Origin of the sequence: Enterobacter cloacae complex sp. P12RS (genome assembly GCF_014895875.1) — a bacterium.
Classification (GTDB): domain Bacteria; phylum Pseudomonadota; class Gammaproteobacteria; order Enterobacterales; family Enterobacteriaceae; genus Enterobacter; species Enterobacter bugandensis.
This window is the reverse complement of the sequence record NZ_JADBQO010000034.1, coordinates 1-19,150: the sequence shown is the minus strand read 5'-3', so window position 1 is coordinate 19,150 and position 19,150 is coordinate 1. Positions and strand designations below refer to the sequence as shown.

The window sequence follows — 19,150 nt, the reverse complement described above, 5'->3', positions numbered from 1 at the left end:
AGAAACAAGAAAGCCCCTGCGTACAGGGGCTTAAGAGAATTACTGCATCAGCAGGTAAATTGAGGTGTCACCGCGCTGGATATTCAGCGCCAGCACGGACGGTTTGCTGTCGAGAATTTTGCGCAGTTCAGCGATGTTTTTCACCGGTTGCTGGTTAGCCCCCATGATCACATCGCCTTTTTTCAGGCCGATACGGGCAGCAGGTGAATTTGCTTTCACGTTGTTCACCACCACGCCTTTGTCCTGGCCCTTGTTACTCATCTCTGCGCCTTCAATTCCGCTGAAGATGGTGCTGGAGTCCACCTGATTCTGGCTGCTCTGCTGCAGCTCCAGGCTTACGTTAACCGGTTTGCCGTCACGCAGCAGGCCAAGGGTCACTTTGCTGCCAATTGGCATCGAGCCCACTTCCGCACGCAAGGCGGCAAAGCTGCTGATCGGTTTACCGTTCAGAGAGGTGATCACATCACCCGCTTTAATGCCCGCCTTCGCTGCAGAGGAGTTCGGCATAACCTGGCTGACGAACGCACCGCGCTGCGCATCCACCTTCATCGCTTTCGCCAGCTCGGAGTTCAGCTCGGTACCCATAATACCCAGCTCACCGCGTTTCACCTGGCCGTACTGCACCATCTGAGCAGTCAGGTTTTTCACCATGTTGCTCGGGATAGCAAAGCCGATACCGATGTTACCGCCGTCCGGTGCCAGAATAGCGGTGTTGATACCGATCAGCTCGCCGTTCAGGTTCACCAGCGCACCGCCGGAGTTACCACGGTTAATGGCCGCATCCGTCTGGATGAAGTTTTCATAGTTTTCCGCATTCAGGCCGCTACGGCCCAACGCAGAGACGATACCCGAGGTCACGGTTTCACCCAGACCGAACGGGTTACCGATAGCGACGGTGTAATCGCCCACGCGCAGCGCATCGGAGTCGGCAATTTTAATCGCCGTCAGGTTCTTCGGATCCTGAATCTGGATCAGCGCGATGTCGGAGCGCGGATCTTTACCCACCACTTTAGCATCGAATTTACGACCATCGCTCAGCTGTACTTTAATGGTGCTGGCGTTATCCACAACGTGGTTGTTGGTGACCACGTAGCCTTTTGCGGCATCAATAATCACACCGGAACCAAGCGCCATGAATTTCTGTTGCTGGCCGCCGCCCTGGCCGTCATCCCCTGCGCCACCGCCCTGACAGAACGGAGAACTCTGGAATGGCGAACCGTCCTGGCAGAACGGTGAATTGTCACCGAAGAACTGCTGGAAGTTACGCGGCATGCGCGGCGTATTGACGGTCGTGCTGCCCTCAACGTTAATACTCACCACCGATGGCATCACTTTTTCGAGCATCGGTGCCAGGCTTGGCATCTGCTGCGCGGTTGCTGCCGACGACGCGGTCTCGGCTGCAGTAGCAGTCAGAGGAGACAGCGCTAAACCTAAACTCAGAGCCAGTGCACTCATTGCTAATGTGGTTTTTTTCATGTTTCTCAATCTCGATTTACAGGTAACGCAAAATTGCTGTGTAACTCAGATTCATTTTATACCGCTTAGTTCCGGCCATAAGTTTATGGAAAAGGTAAAAATTTATTGGCCTTCTTTACAAAACTCCGGAATTATTCCACGGCCATGAGCTTGCGGTATTCATCCCAGGCATACAAATCGGTCATGCCGCTGATATAGTCCTGGATTAGACGGCAGCGATAATAATATTCCATCACCGGCCATTCCAGAGCGTGGCGATCCAGCTTACCCATCGCTTCGACATACGCCAGCCGATGACGGGTAGAAAGTTTCTGATAAAGCCGGGATTCGATAGGAATTCGCCGCACGCGTTCTTTTTCCACCAGCTCGCTAAACTCCTCGACGGAGAGTTGAAGCAACGGGGAATAAATTTCCAGTAATCCACTGATTACACGGTATCCCTGCAGTTCCAGCTGCTCGACATCAGGATGGCTGAACACATGCCGCATCGCCACATGTTTATAAAGCTCAAGGAGTTGGCTGAAACTGCTGTCATCTTCCAGCAGCGCGTGATTGAATTCCCCGCTAAAGATTTGCGGCAAATTATCAATAAAGCGCGAGGCGGCATACGGCACCAGTTTATTTAATGTATTAACCCGCAAATACATAAAGAACTGATCTTCCGTACTGCGGCTCAACGTATTTGAGCGCGATTTTTCCCAGGCATTTTCGACAACCTGCGCAAACAGCGATCCTTTTTCATGGGTTCCCCATGCCGCATAAAGATGCTGATAAAGCTCCTCGACGCTGAATATTCTTTTCTCAACGGCATCTTCCAGGTCAGCCACGCAATAGGAAATATCGTCGGCGGCTTCCATAATCCACGTCAATGGGAATCGGCCGTTTGGCGTCAGGGAAAGTTCTTTACGCAGCCGTTCTATATAGGCCTCTTCGGAAAGGTAATAGCCCGGTTTTTTCATTAAATAGCTGTGGGATGCAGGCGTCTCCCCCATCCACCACGCGGGACGCGTATATTTCAAAATGCAGCCAACCTGCGCCCAGGTCAGGTTCATGCGCATCAGGGAGTGCACCAGCCGGATCCCCTGCGCGTTGCCCTCAAAGTGACAGAGATCCTGGCGCACTTTGCGGCGCAGATCGTTCAGCCCTTCTTCGCCTTCACGCAGGCGTAAATCGCGCACGATGCAGCGGTCATCGCTGAGTGGCTGGCTTGCCGCATCCGACGGATAAAGCCGTTGTTTAAACCAGTCATTAATAGCCGCCTCGCCAAAATGGCCAAAAGGCGGGTTGCCGATGTCATGCATCAGGCAGGCCATCTCAACGATGCTCTCGAAAGGCCCCGTCAGCTCATCCAGGCCATAGGTTTCCAGTAAACGCTGCTCTTTGAGGCGGCTTAAAATCTCTTTGGCAATATAACGCCCGACCTGCTGCACTTCCATGGAGTGGGTTAAGCGCGTGCGCACCGCGGCGTTACGCTCCAGCGGGAATACCTGGGTCTTTTGCTGCAGACGCCGGATGGCGGGCGAGTTAATAATCCTGCCGCGATCGCTTTCGAAGATACGCAGGATCTCATGTTCGCTCTTTTCGCCCTGCGGCGAACGGAAACGTCGGTGCCAGTTAATTTTGGTACGAAAATCGATTGGTGACATGTGCTCCCCCGCGTGAGAATGCGTTTCCCCTTAACCGCATGATAGACTATGCCTCTTAACAAGGCACATCGCGAGTAAATCTATGAAAATCGGCATTATTGGTGCAATGGAAGAAGAAGTTACGCTCCTGCGTGACAAAATTGAGAACCGTCAGACCCTCTCTCTCGGGGGTTGTGAGATCTACACCGGGCAGTTGAACGGTGTTGAGGTGGCTCTGCTGAAATCAGGCATCGGTAAAGTGGCTGCTGCGCTGGGTGCGACCCTGCTGCTTGAGCGCTGCAAGCCGGACGTCATCATTAACACGGGCTCAGCAGGCGGTCTGGCACCGACGCTGAAAGTGGGCGATATCGTTGTCTCCGACGAAGCGCGTTACCACGATGCTGACGTCACCGCGTTCGGCTACGAATACGGCCAGCTTCCGGGCTGCCCGGCAGGGTTTAAAGCTGACGATAAACTGATAGCGGCGGCTGAAGCCTGCATTGCTGAGCTCAATCTCAACGCGGTACGCGGCCTGATTGTCAGCGGTGATGCGTTCATCAATGGCTCGGTCGGTCTGGCGAAAATCCGTCATAACTTCCCGCAGGCGGTTGCCGTAGAGATGGAAGCGACCGCGATTGCGCACGTTTGCCACAATTTCAGCGTACCATTCGTGGTGGTTCGCGCCATCTCTGACGTGGCAGACCAGCAGTCTCACATCAGCTTCGACGAGTTCCTGGCCGTTGCGGCAAAACAGTCCACCGTGATGGTGGAACGCCTGGTGCAGAACCTGGCGCGTGGCTAAACGGTCTATCAGGGCGCTGGCCGCCCTGCTGCTGCTTGCACCGGCGTGGCTGTTCGCCGCGCCGCGTGTGATTACCCTCTCTCCCGCTAACACCGAACTGGCGTTTGCCGCCGGGATCACCCCCGTTGGCGTCAGCAGCTTTTCAGATTACCCCCCACAGGCGGCCGGCATTGAACAAGTGGCAACCTGGCAAGGGATGAATCTTGAGCGCATTGTGGCGCTTAAGCCGGATCTCGTGCTGGCCTGGCGCGGCGGTAACGCCGAGCGGCAGGTTAACCAGCTCACCTCGCTTGGCATCAAGGTCATGTGGGTTGACGCGGTAAGTATTGAGCAGGTCGCTCAGGCTCTGCGCGCCCTGGCCCCTTATAGCCCTGCGCCTCAAAAAGCCGAGAGTGCGGCGAACCAGATGCTCAGCGACTATGCCGCGCTGAAAGCCCAATACGATACGCCTGTTAAAAAGCGCATCTTCCTGCAGTTCGGCAGCCAGCCGCTGTTTACCACCGGAAAAGGCTCGATTCAGAACCAGGTGCTGGAAGTCTGCGGCGGTGAAAATATCTTTGCTGCCAGCCGGGTACCGTGGCCTCAGGTGAGCCGTGAGCAGGTTCTGGCGCGCCAGCCGCAGGCCATCGTCGTGGTCGGAAATGCGAGCGAGATTCCTAAAATTAAACAATTCTGGCAGAGCCAGCTAAAAATTCCGGTGATCCCACTCAACGGTGACTGGTTTGAACGCGCCAGCCCGCGTATTATCCTCGCCGCAAAACAGCTCTGTGCCGCCCTGGCAGAGGGTCATTAACATTTGTTCGAGGATTTAACGATGCTCGTTTATTGGCTGGATATTCTTGGTACAGCCGTTTTTGCTATCTCCGGCGTCCTGCTCGCCGGAAAACTACGCATGGATCCGTTTGGCGTGCTGGTGCTTGGCGTGGTGACCGCCGTTGGCGGCGGGACAATCCGCGATATGGCGCTGGCAAATGGCCCGGTGTTTTGGGTGAAAGATCCTACCGATCTTGTGGTCGCCATGGTCACCTGTCTGTTGACCATTGTGCTGGTTCGCCAGCCCCGCCGATTACCCAAATGGATATTGCCGGTGCTGGATGCCGTCGGTCTGGCCGTGTTTGTCGGTATTGGCGTCAATAAGGCGTTTAATGCGGGCACCGGCCCGATGGTGGCGATCTGCATGGGCGTGTTAACCGGCGTGGGCGGCGGCATCATTCGCGACATTCTGGCGCGGGAGGTGCCGATGATCCTGCGTACTGAAATTTACGCAACGGCCTGTATTGCGGGCGGCATTGTCCACGCGACCGCGTACTACACGTTTGCAATTCCGCTGGAAAACGCCGCGATGCTGGGGATGGTCGTGACGCTGGTGATACGTTTAGCGGCGATACGCTGGCACCTGAAGCTGCCGACGTTTGCGCTGGATGAAACTTCAAGATAGGCGTCGTTTATAAGCCCGGTGGCGCTTCGCTTACCGGGCCTACAATCCGCATTCAGGCTTAAATGCTGAACGAAGAACCACACCCGCAGGTGCTTGTTGCGTTCGGGTTGGTCACCACAAAACGCGAACCTTCCAGACCTTCGGTGTAATCCACCGAACCGCCCACCAGATACTGCAGGCTCATCGGGTCGACTACCAGCGCGACGCCTTGCTTCTCGATGGTCATATCGCCGTCGTTCACCTGATCGTCAAAGGTAAAACCGTACTGGAAGCCGCTGCAGCCGCCACCGGTAATATAGACACGCAGTTTCAGATCCGGATTGTCTTCGTCGGCAATCAGGGTTTTCACTTTGTTGGCTGCTGCTTCGGTAAACTCCAGCGGCACAGCTACGTCATCACTCATCTTATGCTCCCATGAATACTGCTATTGGGTAAAATTCACCCAATTCTTTTCGTCATTATCTAATACCCTGGTAATTCATTCAAGTATTCTGCGTGGCGGCCCGCTCCGCCTCTTGTTTTGCCAGGGTACGCGCGAGGATGGTGGAGTATAGCGGTTTTCCACCCAGGAATTGGGCTAATAGTGTCGCGCCGAGACAGGTAATGATCATTGGCAAAATGAGCTGGTAATTATCCGTCATCTCCAGCACCAGCACGATGCCGGTTAACGGCGCGCGCAGGGACGCGGCCAGCAGCGCCCCCATCCCGGCCACTGCAAAGGTGCCGGCGTCCAGGTGGTAAGCGGGGAAACCTGCCTCAGCCGCCATACCAAACGCGGTGCCGAGCAGCGTTCCCAGTGCCAGCATCGGGGCAAAAATCCCGCCGGGCGCGCCGGAGGAGAAGCACAGTACCGTCGTAATGACCCTGGAGAAAAACATAAACAGCAGCAAACCCACGCTGAAATTCCCGGCTGCGGCAATGGGAATCAGCCCGAAACCGCCGCCCGCGGCATTCGGTTCAATAAAGCCGAGCACGCCACAAATGCCGCCCAGCAGGCCGCCCATCAGCACCCATTTCGTGGTATTGCCGCCGTGAACGCGCTGGAACATATCCTGAGCGCGTAAGATAAAGGTGTTAAACAGCGGGCCCACCACACCAAAAATCATGCCGAGGATCAGGTATAGCCACAGGGTGTTAACCGGTGCGTTGGTCAGTTTACCGACTTCAATCACCGCCCCTTCGCCATTAAAGATGCGAAAGACGATGCTCGACATAATGACGCCGGTAAAGACCGCTTTAATGGAGATCAGGTTGTAGCGGAACTGCGCGCGCATCTCTTCGATGATGAACAAAATACCGGCCAGCGGCGCGTTAAACGCCGCAGAAAGCCCCGCCGCTGCACCGGTGGCCAGCAGCGTATGGCGCGCCTCGGCGCTGCGCATGCGGAACAGATCGCCCACCATGCGGCCGACGTTCCCCCCCAGCTGCACCGTTGGCCCTTCCCGGCCGAGCACCATCCCTGCGCCCAGCGTCCCCATGCCGCCAATAAACTTAACCGGGATCACCCGCCACCAGCGCACCGGGCGCAGCTCCTCCAGCGCGCCTTCAATTTCCGGGATGCCAGACCCGCCCGCCTCCGGGGCGAATTTACGCACCAGAAAATACCCCACCATGGCAAACAGCGCAGACAGGCCGAATGCCGCTACCCAGACCAGCCATTCGCGATCGGCAAAACCGGCTACGGTACCCACTCGCCAGTTGAGTACGGCATTAACCGCTTTTTCAAACGCCACGCCAACCAGCCCTGCAAGGGTACCCACCACGGCAGCGGCCAGCAGGATCGCCAGCGGCGTTTTATCGCGATTGAGCAGCCGCCGAATGCTGATTCGGTGCTGGGCGCGCGTAAACTGTTGTTCTTCAAAAGACGGGGAATCTGATTTCATGTCCTGTTCTTATTCGTCATACAAAAAGCCGCGAAGATTTTACCAGAGACCTTCCCTGCGACGCCTGAAAAATACTTAACAAATCTTAAAGCATTAACAGGCTAAAAATTTCATAACCTTCTGCGGATCACTTAGAATAGTGTGCTTAATCATTTTATACGAACCAGGAACGACGCTATGAGCAAGTCTGAAAACCTCTACAGTGCAGCCCGCGAGCTAATCCCCGGTGGCGTGAACTCGCCAGTACGCGCCTTTACCGGCGTGGGCGGCACGCCGCTGTTTATTGAACGTGCTGACGGCGCGTATCTGTATGATGTCGATGGCAAAGCCTATATCGATTACGTCGGTTCCTGGGGGCCGATGGTTCTCGGACATAACCATCCCGCCATTCGTAACGCGGTCATCGAAGCCGCGCAGCGCGGCCTGAGCTTCGGTGCGCCGACCGAGATGGAAGTGAAAATGGCGGAGCTGGTTACCGAACTGGTGCCGACCATGGACATGGTGCGTATGGTGAACTCCGGTACCGAAGCCACCATGAGTGCCATCCGTCTGGCGCGCGGCTTTACCGGTCGCGACAAAATCATCAAATTCGAAGGCTGCTACCACGGCCATGCGGACTGCCTGCTGGTGAAAGCGGGCTCCGGCGCGCTGACCCTCGGCCAGCCAAACTCGCCTGGCGTACCTGCTGATTTCGCGAAGCACACCCTGACCTGCACCTACAACGATCTGAACACCGTTCGCGCGGCGTTCGAGCAGTATCCGCAGGAGATCGCCTGCATTATCGTTGAACCGGTTGCGGGCAATATGAACTGCATCCCGCCGCAGCCTGACTTCCTGCCGGGCCTGCGCGCGCTGTGCGATGAGTTCGGCGCGCTGCTGATCATCGATGAAGTGATGACCGGCTTCCGCGTGGCACTGGCGGGCGCCCAGTCTTATTATGAGGTTGAGCCGGACCTGACCTGCCTCGGCAAAATCATCGGCGGCGGCATGCCGGTCGGTGCTTTCGGCGGTCGTAAGGACGTGATGGAAGCCCTGGCGCCAACCGGCCCGGTTTACCAGGCGGGCACGCTATCCGGTAACCCAATTGCCATGGCTGCGGGCTTCGCCTGTCTGACCGAAGTGGCGCAGCCGGGTATTCATGAAACCCTGACGGACCGTACCACGCAGCTGGCAAACGGTCTGCTGGAAGCCGCAGAAGAAGCGGGAATTCCGCTGGTTGTTAACCACGTGGGCGGCATGTTCGGGATTTTCTTCACCGATGCGAAAACCGTGACCCGCTATCAGGACGTGGTGAAGTGCGACGTTGAACGCTTCAAGCGCTTCTTCCACCTGATGCTGGAAGAAGGCGTGTACCTGGCACCGTCCGCGTTCGAAGCGGGCTTTATGTCCGTGGCGCACAGCGAAGAAGATATCAATAACACCATCGACGCGGCGCGTAAGGTGTTTGCGAAGCTTTAAGGGCCTTGCCGGGTGGCGCTAACGCTTACCCGGCCTACGATGTTCTCCCTCTCCCCGTGGGAGAGGGTATCAGGCCGCACCTGACTACCGACTCTGCTTTCTCAACAGATAGATAAAGTAAGGCGCACCGATAAAGGTCGACAGCAGGCCCGCCGGGATCTGATACGGGAACAGCACCATCCTTCCACACCAGTCGGCAAACACCAGAATGACCCCGCCCGTCAGGGCCGACATCACAATATGTGGCATCGTCCGTCGGAAACCCATCATTCTGGCGATATGCGGCGCCATCAACCCTACAAAGCTTAGTGGACCGATGGTCATGGTGGCGGTTGCCGTCAGACACGCCGCCAGCAGAAGAAGCGCGACGCGCGTTGGCGTCAGCGCTAAGCCAACCGCACGCGCGGTTTCGCCCCCCAGCGGCAGAATGGTCATCCAGCGACGGCACAGCGGTACCATCGCCAGCAGCACGATCATAACGCTTCCTGACCAGGCAACCTGGCTGGCGGTGGCGTTGTACGTTGAGCCGGAAATCCAGGTCAGGATCTTCGCCATGCGCGGATCGCCGCTCGCCTGCAGCATCATCAGCAGCATAGTAAAGGCGGTGCTGAGCGCCATACCGGCCAACAGCATGCGGTGCGGAGAAAATCCGCCGCGGCCAGAGGCAACCAGAATAATCATCAGCGTGGCCGCCGCACCGATACTCCCGGCAGGCATCAGCCAGCCAAACGCATTGCCCGGCACCAGGAAGAGCATCAGCACCACGCCAAAGGCCGCGCCGGAACTGATCCCCAGCACTTCAGGGCTTGCCATCGGGTTACCGGTCAGACGCTGAATAATACAGCCCGCCACCGCCAGCATCACCCCGGCAATCAGCGCGGAGAGAATACGCGGCCAGCGCCACTGCAGCAGTTCGTTGAGTAAGTCACCCGTTGCCCAGTGCCAGCCTGCGGCATCGCGCCCAAACGCGAGGGCGGCAAACGAGGCGATAAGCAACACCGCCAGACCGGCAAGGCTGAACCACAGCACCGACTGACGTTCAGCGTAGACCTTATCACCCGCGTCCATCGCTGGGGCGCTGATGCTGCGCAAACGCGGGAGCAGCCACAGCAGCAGCGGCGCACCGATAAGCGCCGTTGCCGACCCGGTAGACACTTCCATCCAGACGCGCGCCAGCCAGAGAATGATCTGATCGGAAAGCCAGAGGATCAGCGCCCCGATCAGCGGCGCCAGCAGCAGACGTGCCAGAAGGCGACGCGCCCCGAGCATTTTCGCCAGCAGCGGCGCAAAGAGGCCGATAAACCCGATGATGCCAACCGCGTTAACCAGCAGAGCGCTCAGCACAATCGCCAGCGTGAGCGCCGCCAGACGAGCCAGCGACAGCGCCAGCCCCAGGTTGCGCGCCACGCCATCATCCAGCCCCATCAGCGTCAGCGGGCGCAGCAGCAGCAGCGTGAGCACCACGCCGCCAAACAATTGTGGCCACAGGCGCTGGACGATACTCCAGTCGGTCTGGGTGAGCGTGCCGGTGCTCCACATAAACATGCTTTGCAGCTGGTCGTGGTGAAACAGCACCAGCAGCTGGTTGATCGCGCCGCAGTAGAGGCTGACGACCAGCCCGGCGAGGATCAGCGTGACCGGCGAGAGACGTTTTCCCCAGGCCACGCCAAAGACCAGCGCGCCCACGACGCAGGCACCTGCCAGCGCGGCAAACTGCGAGGTTAATGCCCCCGGCAGCGTCCAGAGGGTGGTGATGGTGATCCCCAGCTGTGCCCCCGTCGCCACGCCCAGCGTGGTTGGCTCCGCCAGCGGGTTACGTAGCACCTGCTGGAACAACACGCCCACCAGTCCCAGCCCCGCCCCGACCAGCAGGGAGATGCTAAGACGCGGCAGCAGGCTGTAGTGGAACAACATCTGCTGAATATTGTCGATGTCCGGAGCGGCAAACGCGGCCGCCCACTGCTCGCGCGGCAATGCCGTGGAGAGGTTGAACCCGGTTAGCGCCAGCGCCGCCAGAAAAATCAGCCCCAGCAGCAGCGCCGGGAAACGGGCAATACGCGTACTCATGCTTTGCCCCCCATCACGTTGTCCAGCACGCGGGCAAAGTGCATTGCCGACAGCGTCGCGCCGTAAAACCATACCGCAGGGGCGCGCAGGAAGCGCTGCTCGCGCACGAACGGCATCGCCTGCCAGAGCGGGGTCGCCATCAGGGTTTGCATTTCACGCTCGTTGCCGTGGTCAAAGCACAGCACGTCGACGTCGCGAAACGACGCCAGGCGGTCGATGCCCACGGCGGTGCTTCCCCAGAACGTCATCTCGCCTTCCCAGGCGTTGCGAATGCCGAAGTTGTCGAGCACTTCCTGGAACAGGCAGTTCTTTCCAAAGACCAGCATATGGCGGGCATCCAGCAGCGTCACCATCAGCAATGGCCGATCGCCACGGCGGGCAAAGCGCGGCTTAAGAGACTCAATCAGCGCGTCAAACTCATCGAGATGCTGTTTTGCTTCCGCTTCCCGGTTGAGGAACTGGGCCATCTCGTGGATAGAATTTTTTGCCATGGTCAGCGGCTTTTTTCCGTCGCTAAAGGAAAAGCCTCGTCCCGGCGCAATCTTCGCCATGATCTCTTCCGACGGGCCATACCCCGCAGACCAGAATAAATAAGACGGTTTCATCTGCGTGAGAAGCTCAAGGTTTGGCTCCGTGCGCAGACCGATGTCGATGACCGAGTCCGGCAGTTTTGGCTCATTCACCCACAGGGTGTAGTTGGGAATGTCGGCCACGCCGTAGGGCGTGATACCCAGGGCCATCATCAGCTCGACGGGTAACCACTCCAGCGCCACGATGCGGTGCGGATCGATAGCGGCGGCGCGGGCCGGGGCCATCTTCAACAGCAGCGGCGAGAGCGCCATGGCCGTCAGCAGGCGACGGCGGCTAATGTATGTTGAATCCAGCATCAGTAGACAAAGCTCACGGGAGCTGCCCCGGCAGGGTGAGGCAAAATACCCATCGGAATACCGTAAATATGTTCCAGCGTTTCGCTGCGCATCAGCTCAGACGGCGTGCCCTGAGCGATCATTTCACCGCCGCGCAGCGCGACGAGGTAGTCACAGTAGCGCGCCGCCATGTTGATATCGTGCAGGACAGCGATCACCGTCAGGCCGCGCTGCTGGCTTAAGCGATGCACCAGCGCCAGCACGTCGACCTGATGGGCGATATCCAGCGCAGAGGTCGGTTCATCCAGCAGCAGGCAGCGGCTGTCCTGCGCCACCAGCATCGCAATCCACGCCCGCTGACGTTCACCGCCGGACAGACTATCCACCAGGCGATGCGCCAGCGGTTTTAGCCCTACCAGCGCAATCGCCTCTTCTACTTTCTCCCGGTCGGCGACGCCGAAGCGGCCAAGCGCCCCGTGCCACGGATAGCGGCCAATCGCTACCAGCTCACGCACCGTCATCCCTTCCGCCTGCGGCAGCTGCTGCGGCAAGTAGGCCACCTTGCGGGCAAAGGCTTTACTGCTCCAGCCCTCCAGCGGCCGATCGTCCAGCAGAATATCCCCTTCAGAAGGTGGCTGGTGGCGTCCCAGCATCTTGAGCAGCGTGGATTTACCGGAACCGTTGTGGCCAATCAGGCCCGTCACTTTACCGGCAGGAAACGTCAGAGAGAGCGGATGCAGCAGAGTGCGCCCGGGTACGCGAAAGGAGAGATTATTGAGCGTAAAGGTGGTGTCGGATTGCGTTTTATTATCCTGCATGTCAGCCAACTTAAATAAAAAGGGCACGGCGAACCGTGCCCATAAAGAGGTTAGAAGCGGAAGGTCGCGGTGGCGACAACCTGGCGTTCAGCACCCCAGAAGCAACCGTAGGTGTTGAAGCAGCTGGCAACGTACTCACGATCGAACAGGTTGTTCACGTGAAGCGCGACGTTTGATCCGGCCATGCCTACACGCGCCAGATCGTATCTGACCAGTGCATCAACCAGTGTATAGCTTCCAACAGTGAAGCTATTCGCCGGGTCACCTTTGCTGGAGCCGGTATAACGCACACCGGTACCCAGCGTCAGGCCAGAAAGTGGGCCGTCAAACATCGTGTAATCACCCCACAGGGATGCCATATGTTTTGGCACCTGCGCCGGCGTGTTGCCTTTGTAGTTGGTGTCGGTGGTGTATTCCGCATCGGTATAGGTATAAGAACCGACAACGTTCACGCTGGCAGATAACGCCGCTTTGGCTTCCAGCTCTACGCCACGGGCGCGGATCTCGCCGCCTTCAACGGAGAAGGGTGAGCCAGTTGGGTCAGCCATCAGGTTGTTGGTTTTGGTCAGCTGATACACTGCACCGGTGATCACGATCGGACGATCGTTAGGCACGTATTTCACGCCCGCTTCGTACTGTTTGCCTTTAGACGGTGAGAATGGTTTACCTTGAGCGTCGGTCAGGGAAGCCGGTTCAAAGGATTCGCTGTAGCTGAAATAAGGAGTTACCCCGTTGTCGAACAGGTAGTTAACGCCGCCACGCCAGGTGAACTGAGTATCATCACGCTTGGCGGTGGTATTTAATACGCGGTTGTAGGACTCCTGATCGGCCCAATCGTAACGGCCGCCCAGTGTCACCAGCACTTTATCCCATTCGATCTGATCCTGAGCGTAAACGCCGGTCTGCTTCTGCTTGTTCAGCACCTGGTAAGCACCAGATGGTCCAGGGTGTGAACCGAAATCGAAATCGCCACGATCGAGATCGTAAATATCGGATGGCGCAACGGAGCCGGCATAGCCGAACCAGGAGTTAATGTCATTACGCATGCGCATGAAATCAACGCCTGTCAACAGAGTATGGTCGAGAGCCCCCGTCGCGAACTTGCTCTGAAGCTGCGTATCAACGGTGAAGTTTTGCAGCTTCTCGTCATCGATCACATACTGGCGAGTCAGCGTATGCCCCCATTGTGACTGAGGAATGCTCGCGCAAGGGCTGGATGCCGGATTACTCGAATAGAGCGGATCGGAACACATGCCGTAGCCGTAAACGCTGTTTTGCGAGGTTTTGTTCTCGGCAAAGCGCAGATTCTGACGCACGGTGAAAGTATCGTTGAATTCGTGGTCGAAGCTGTATCCCACCATTTTCTGGTTACGGGAATAGGTGTTGTTCTTCGCGCCTTCATTGAAGTTAGTCGGCAGACGATCGCCGTTTGGCAGCGGGTCAACCGTCCCCTCTTTTGGCAGCCAGCCGTAGTAGCCCGTTTCAGGCTCGTTCTGGAAGTAGGAGAGGAACGTGAAGGTGGTTTTGTCATCCGGACGCCAGGAGAAGGATGGCGCGATGGCATAACGCTGCTCGCCCTTATCTTCCTGCTGCGAATTGTTCGAGCGCGCAACGCCCGTCAGGCGGTATGAATAGACACCGTCATCGTCGATCGCATCGCTGAAGTCAAAGCCTGTCTGGAACAGGCTGTCGGTACCCACTTTAAACTGGATCTCTTTCAGCGGCTCGGTTGTTGGGCGCTTACTTACCATGTTCAGCAGGCCGCCTGGGCTGCTTTTACCGTACAGAACGGAAACCGGACCGCGCATGATTTCGGCGCGCTCCAGCATGTACGGGTCTATCACCGCGTCATTATAGAAGTTGCCCTGCATCTTCATGCCGTCGAGGTAGTTGTTCTGGCTCTGGCCATCGGCCGCGAAACCGCGAATAACCAGGTAGTCGTAAGTATTGGAAGCACCACGGGTGCCTACTGCAACGCCCGGGGTATAGCTCAGAGCTTCTTTAACGGAACGTGGCTGATGCAGCGCCATCTCTTCGGCCGTTACCACAGAAATAGACTGTGGAACCTTTTGAATTGGGGTGTCTGTTTTGGTACCGGTCGCAGATTGGCGAGCGGCGATAGTCGCAGCAGGTCCCCAGGCACTTTCCTGTGCAGCAGGTGCAGCGGTAACGGTAATAGTATCTTCTTTTTTCGGGGTTTCGGCAGCGTGAGCAAATGCAGACATGCCGGCAACCGCTGTGGCTACGACAACCGCGACTTTACGCAGCGACGTGTTAATTGGCTGAGCAGTATTGGAAAGCGCCATGTTTATCTCTGATGGAAAAGTGAATGATAACGTAAACGAGAATTATTATTATGACCGCAGAATAATATGCGAAACGCTGGTTGCATAGCAAGCAGTAAGCGGCCCTACAAGATTTAAGGGTTTAAGAATTAACCAGATGAAAAGAGAGGGTTAACGAAGTTAGTGAAATGATCCTTAGCCCGCCAGAGCGGGCAGGATGAATCAACGGTAAAAGAGCTCGAACGTCGCGACAGAATCGACTTTGCCGGCTTTTATCTCCCCCGTCCTGACGTAGCGAGCCTTGAGTGGGATCTCGACAGGAACGTTGTCCTGCGTGCCGGTTATCGCCGTATAGTTCCGATCGAACTGCAGTACAGTATCATTCTGGTCAAGGATCTGAATGCCGACGCCTTCAGCGGCGGAATCTCCGGAGGCGATCCCCAAAATATTGCCGTTCGTGACGCCCGTTGATCCCGCGCTGGTAAACTGATAATCCACCTTTGTGCCTGCCGCGCAGTCGGTGATCTCAATCTTAAAGCTGCCGTCCGTGAGGATGTCAGAGTATTGGCCGCTAAAGTCCTGGGTATTGACCGTTTTCAGCGGCACATAGATATTGCGATCGACCAGGTTACAGGTGTTTGTGGTGATGCGAATAGTGGTGGGAGAGAAGCGCATTTCACCGATCGGCGCGTTGCCCATGATATCCATTGAGGTTAACCGTGAGGTATCAAGATCGCCCTCCTGGATAGCGCCCGTGACGACCAGCTGGGCAGCGGCGCGAAATACAGATGTACTTGTCGAAGAGCCGTGGATCGATCCCAGAAATTGCATGGGCCGGACTAAATCCTGTTCAGTGTAACCGGGAAGCCGTTCGGTCGATGACGCCGCACGGATGCCAATACCAGGCACGTTGGTCTGATAAACCCCGCTCATCACACCTTCGCGCGCATCCGCATCCGTGAGGTACAAATACCCGCGTCGAATTTGCGCGTCACCGCTACAATCCACTGTTACCGCTTTACTCTCGACGCTGGCGTCATAAAGCACGGTGCCGACGGGTGTGTCGGGGGCGACAATAATGACCGGGGGAAGCTGAAACGTCACCACGGCGTCCGCGTCAGCGCTGCCGTTGAAGGTACAATCTGCCCGGGCTGAATGGCAAAACGCCCCCGCCAGCACAAGCAGTACCGGTGGCAGAAAAGTGTTAACGATACGTCGTAGGTTCATGAGATACCTCAGTTAAGGCAGTTGATCGTGGCTTTCACGATCCCTGCCGGGCTGTGCGAGGGAAGATCGAGCGTCCCGTGACACTGCCGATCGCGCTCTTCTCCCCACTGCACGCTAAACGTTGTTTTGCCGGACAGCCCTGTCAGGTAAACCTCCCCATCATCGCCCACGATGGCCGTGGTGTTGTCCAGCGCCACCAGGGCACCAAACGGCACGGGCTTACCCGCGTAGAGCAAGGTCACCAGCGCGCGTCGTCCCACGCGCGCGTCGAACGTGGCCGGCACTGCCGCCCCTTTCGTCGGCACGAGATCCAGCGTTGCCGCGTCGATATCAATATCTTCCCGATCCTGCGTATTCACGGTGATGATGTTGTGCCGGTAGGCCGTCAGAGAAGGAACAATCGCGTTACCAAAACGGTCCGTCGTGATGCCGCGCCCATTTTGCACTTTGACGTTATCACCATCTTTAATGTGCACAATGGCGAAGGCGTCGCGTACGGGTTGCCCCAGCGTCACGCCATGCTCGTGAGCAACGATTGACCCCTGAGCGCTGTAGTTCCACTGCCGATTGTTACCACCGTAGCTGTACCCCATCCCTACCTCACCGGAAGCCCCGCGATAACGCCCGGACAGGCTGCCGCCGTAACCCGTATCCTGGTTGGCATAGGTCTGCTGGAGGTTGTAGCTCAGCTTATTGTCCTCCAGCGCGGTACCGCCAAGCCCAACCTGATGCGAGACAAATCCGCCACTGGAGGTATTGGCACTGTAGGTTGCCCAGGAATTCGGCAGCCACTTTGATAACGGAATGTTGACCGTCAACGCCATTTGCCGGTCGGTATCGGCATCTGGCGTGCGGGTCAGGTTGTAACTTATCGACCAGGTGATGTCGCGCCAGCTGGAGCTGAACCCCGCGCTGACGCTACGCTCATGGCCGTCCATATCCCAGTAGTCCTGCTGATAGCCGTTGAGATAGGCCGAGCCCCAGTCAGAAAACCGCTGGGAAAGGTTGAGCTGCATGCGGCTACGGCGGTTATTAGTTCTGCGGTAGGTATAAATGCCGTCATCGATTTCGCTGTCACGCTGATCGATAGCTTCCTGAAAGGTATAGAACCCCGATGTGGAGTAGCGATAGCTGGCAAGCGTGATAGTGGTATCCGTATCGGGAATATCTTTTGAATACTGCGCCCGCCAGGATAAACCACTGGCATCGTCACGCCCGTCATCAAACGCGGTACGCGCGGCCGTGAGGTCGACAGAGGCGGAGCCGAAATGCCCCAGATCGGCACCGAGCCCCAGCAGCAGCGCATGATACAGTGATGAACCCAGCGCGCCGGTATACGCCGTGACGCCGTAAGGCAGACCATAGATGGCCGTGCCTTGCGCAAAGGTGGGTTCGTCTTCACCTTCATTACCGCGATAGCGCCCTGCGGCCAGCGAATACTTAAAGCCGCCTTCCCGCTGTAACACCGGCACCGACGCGCTGGCCTGGATGAAGCTATGCTCGCTGCCGTCCGCCTCTTCGACGGTCACTTCCAGATCGGCTCCGGATGTTACCTGGCTTAAATCGCGGATCTCGAACGGCCCCGGCGAGACGTTTGTCTGATAGATGGTGTAGCCGTTTTGCTTGATAGTGATTTTCGCATCGCTATTGGCAATACCGCGCACGACGGGCGCAAAGCCCTGCTGACTAACAGGCAGCATAGAAGTATCCGTTTCCAGCTTCACGCCGGTCATCTGGACGCTGTCAAAAAGTTCACCATTGGTATATGTCTGACCAATCTCAAGCTGGCTTTTCAGCGTTTTGATGTCGCGTTGTAACGTGCTGGCAATGCCCTCCCAGCCGGAAGCGTCGCTCCAGGTGCTGTTATTCCGCAGCCGCCACGCCCCAAGGTTAATCCCCGACTCCAGGCCAAGCCAGGTCGAAGAGGTTTTGCCCGAACTGTAGTGCTGCTGAGAACCGCTGAGTTGATAGCTTGTCCAGGCGGCAGGCGCGCCGTCATCCCAGAATTTTGGATGTATCGCGCCAGCGGCAGCATGGTCGCGATACGCCTGCGGGATGACCAGCTTCAGGGTCTGGTCATCCTGATTGTATTCGTAACGGGCATTTTCAATGAAATGGGAGATATCGCGGACATAAGCGCCGTCATCCAGATCTTTTAAGTCCGGGATCGTGTCGACTTTCACGCCGTAATCGCGCAGGTCCGCTTTCGTCAGCTCCGGCAGCAGGCGCTGTTTATCGTCAGACAGCACGAAAGCGATGGGACGTTTATCCACTACATCCCGATCCCACATAACAGTCGTAAGGTAGCTTCCGGCAAGTAGCCCGTTATCGTTAATGAAGTTTTTTAATGTAGAGGTATTTTCGAGGGGCGTATCCAGCTCAAGGATCCGCAGGTTAAATTCGTCATCAGCACTTGCAGGCTGGATCGCGGCGAGCAGCGTCAGCGCGATCCCGTACAGTACCTGTTTGTGAAGCAGAGATGACGACATAAAATACCAACATGATAATTTAAAGAGCCTGCTTGCGCTGTGGGGTTTGCCCACCGAAATCATTGATTGCTGTCCAGGTCACCGCGCCCTTTGCTGAATTCGGTAACGCGAAACGCTGCTCGCTGAACGGAGCCACCATCATTGAAATGGCGCCTGGCGTGGTTTTGGTCTCTTTCACCGGAACACTTTTCCCACCAACGGCCAGCTCGCCAAACGAGACGTAAAACGGGGTCGGGTTGTTTGCAATTAGCGTGTCGCCCTGACGCTGGAATGTGATTTTTGCGTAGGCTTCCAGGGCATCGCTTTCCTTCAGCTGAGCCGGACGCCAGAAAAGCTTCAGGCGCGTTTTCATCGCAAATTGCAGCGTATTTTTCTCTTTCAGCTCCGGCGAGAGTGCCGATACGGATTTAACGTTTGCCAGAAACAGAGATTCCCGGTCTGCGGGCAGGCTTTTTTTATCGCCGGTAAAAATAACGTGCAAAAGGGTTTGACGATTTTCCTGCAATTTGTAAACAGGAGGAGTAATAATAAATGGCGCTTTCGCATCATTGGGGTAACTTACCCAGCTTTGCACCAGATAACGTGTATGCGGATCTTTATTTTTAAGTGCTATCTGAACTTCTGATTTATTCGATGGATAAATAATTCGCGTACCACCGAGAACAACACTAGCCTGTACTGAACAGCAGCAAATAAATAAACAACCACATAACAAA

Annotated in this window: 15 protein-coding genes; 4 read left to right on the top strand and 11 right to left on the bottom strand. The window is 56.8% G+C overall.

From position 1 onward, the window contains the following. Nucleotides 1–39 precede the first annotated feature (39 nt). Together degP and dgt are read right to left on the bottom strand one after the other, a co-directional pair. Nucleotides 40–1,476 (bottom strand): serine endoprotease DegP, encoded by a 1,437-nt coding sequence (gene degP / locus IM284_RS18145; protein ID WP_028015572.1) that lies wholly within the window; start codon nucleotides 1,474–1,476, stop codon nucleotides 40–42. A 131-nt stretch (nucleotides 1,477–1,607) separates the two neighbouring features. Beyond that, nucleotides 1,608–3,122 carry a dGTPase gene (dgt, locus tag IM284_RS18140; RefSeq protein ID WP_028015571.1) on the bottom strand — a complete coding sequence of 505 codons (1,515 nt, stop codon included), beginning with the start codon at nucleotides 3,120–3,122 and terminating at the stop codon, nucleotides 1,608–1,610. An 82-nt stretch (nucleotides 3,123–3,204) separates the two neighbouring features. On the opposite strand from dgt, the gene mtnN reads away from it, so the two are divergent. Genes mtnN through IM284_RS18125 form a run of 3 tightly spaced genes read left to right on the top strand, consistent with a single transcriptional unit; the run spans nucleotide 3,205 to nucleotide 5,341 of the window. Further along, the gene (mtnN, locus tag IM284_RS18135) at nucleotides 3,205–3,903 is read left to right on the top strand and encodes a 5'-methylthioadenosine/S-adenosylhomocysteine nucleosidase (RefSeq protein ID WP_028015570.1); all 699 of its coding nucleotides are present in this window, start codon (nucleotides 3,205–3,207) and stop codon (nucleotides 3,901–3,903) included. Further along, nucleotides 3,896–4,696: a vitamin B12 ABC transporter substrate-binding protein BtuF gene (btuF, locus tag IM284_RS18130; protein WP_045631184.1), complete on the top strand. Its 801-nt coding sequence runs from the start codon at nucleotides 3,896–3,898 to the stop codon at nucleotides 4,694–4,696. Before mtnN ends, btuF begins: the two co-directional genes overlap by 8 nt. 21 nt (nucleotides 4,697–4,717) lie before the next feature. Further along, entirely contained in the window at nucleotides 4,718–5,341 is a 624-nt protein-coding gene (locus IM284_RS18125) for a TRIC cation channel family protein (protein WP_023616579.1), read from the top strand. Nucleotides 5,342–5,399: 58 nt separating this feature from the next. Here IM284_RS18125 and erpA read toward each other — a convergent pair whose 3' ends face one another. Together erpA and clcA are read right to left on the bottom strand one after the other, a co-directional pair. Continuing rightward, nucleotides 5,400–5,744, bottom strand: coding sequence for an iron-sulfur cluster insertion protein ErpA (gene erpA, locus IM284_RS18120; protein ID WP_008501923.1), 345 nt, complete (start codon nucleotides 5,742–5,744; stop codon nucleotides 5,400–5,402). Between the two features lie 79 nt (nucleotides 5,745–5,823). Next, nucleotides 5,824–7,224, bottom strand: coding sequence for a H(+)/Cl(-) exchange transporter ClcA (gene clcA / locus IM284_RS18115; protein WP_041911200.1), 1,401 nt, complete (start codon nucleotides 7,222–7,224; stop codon nucleotides 5,824–5,826). A gap of 177 nt (nucleotides 7,225–7,401) precedes the next feature. On the opposite strand from clcA, the gene hemL reads away from it, so the two are divergent. Further along, complete coding sequence (gene hemL, locus IM284_RS18110; RefSeq protein ID WP_041911201.1) at nucleotides 7,402–8,682, top strand: glutamate-1-semialdehyde 2,1-aminomutase; 1,281 nt, start codon at nucleotides 7,402–7,404, stop codon at nucleotides 8,680–8,682. Nucleotides 8,683–8,766: 84 nt separating this feature from the next. On the opposite strand, the gene fhuB is transcribed toward hemL, so the two are convergent. The 7 genes from fhuB to IM284_RS18075 all read right to left on the bottom strand — a co-directional run bounded on the left by fhuB (nucleotide 8,767) and on the right by IM284_RS18075 (nucleotide 19,149). Next, on the bottom strand, nucleotides 8,767–10,749 hold the full coding sequence (gene fhuB, locus IM284_RS18105; protein WP_047367358.1) for a Fe(3+)-hydroxamate ABC transporter permease FhuB: 1,983 nt from the start codon (nucleotides 10,747–10,749) through the stop codon (nucleotides 8,767–8,769). Then, complete coding sequence (fhuD, locus tag IM284_RS18100; protein WP_047367357.1) at nucleotides 10,746–11,636, bottom strand: Fe(3+)-hydroxamate ABC transporter substrate-binding protein FhuD; 891 nt, start codon at nucleotides 11,634–11,636, stop codon at nucleotides 10,746–10,748. The genes fhuB and fhuD overlap by 4 nt, the downstream gene beginning before the upstream one ends. Continuing rightward, nucleotides 11,636–12,433, bottom strand: a complete 798-nt coding sequence (fhuC, locus tag IM284_RS18095; RefSeq protein ID WP_028015563.1) for a Fe3+-hydroxamate ABC transporter ATP-binding protein FhuC — start codon at nucleotides 12,431–12,433, stop codon at nucleotides 11,636–11,638. The genes fhuD and fhuC overlap by 1 nt, the downstream gene beginning before the upstream one ends. Nucleotides 12,434–12,483: 50 nt before the next feature. Further along, complete coding sequence (fhuA, locus tag IM284_RS18090; protein ID WP_045259489.1) at nucleotides 12,484–14,739, bottom strand: ferrichrome porin FhuA; 2,256 nt, start codon at nucleotides 14,737–14,739, stop codon at nucleotides 12,484–12,486. 201 nt (nucleotides 14,740–14,940) lie between these two features. Continuing rightward, nucleotides 14,941–15,945 (bottom strand): fimbrial protein, encoded by a 1,005-nt coding sequence (locus IM284_RS18085; protein WP_082131795.1) that lies wholly within the window; start codon nucleotides 15,943–15,945, stop codon nucleotides 14,941–14,943. Nucleotides 15,946–15,953: 8 nt separating this feature from the next. Further along, the gene (locus IM284_RS18080) at nucleotides 15,954–18,434 is read right to left on the bottom strand and encodes a fimbria/pilus outer membrane usher protein (protein ID WP_047367356.1); all 2,481 of its coding nucleotides are present in this window, start codon (nucleotides 18,432–18,434) and stop codon (nucleotides 15,954–15,956) included. A gap of 19 nt (nucleotides 18,435–18,453) precedes the next feature. Next, nucleotides 18,454–19,149, bottom strand: a complete 696-nt coding sequence (locus tag IM284_RS18075) for a molecular chaperone (RefSeq protein WP_193055856.1) — start codon at nucleotides 19,147–19,149, stop codon at nucleotides 18,454–18,456. Between the last annotated feature and the right edge of the window lies 1 nt (nucleotide 19,150).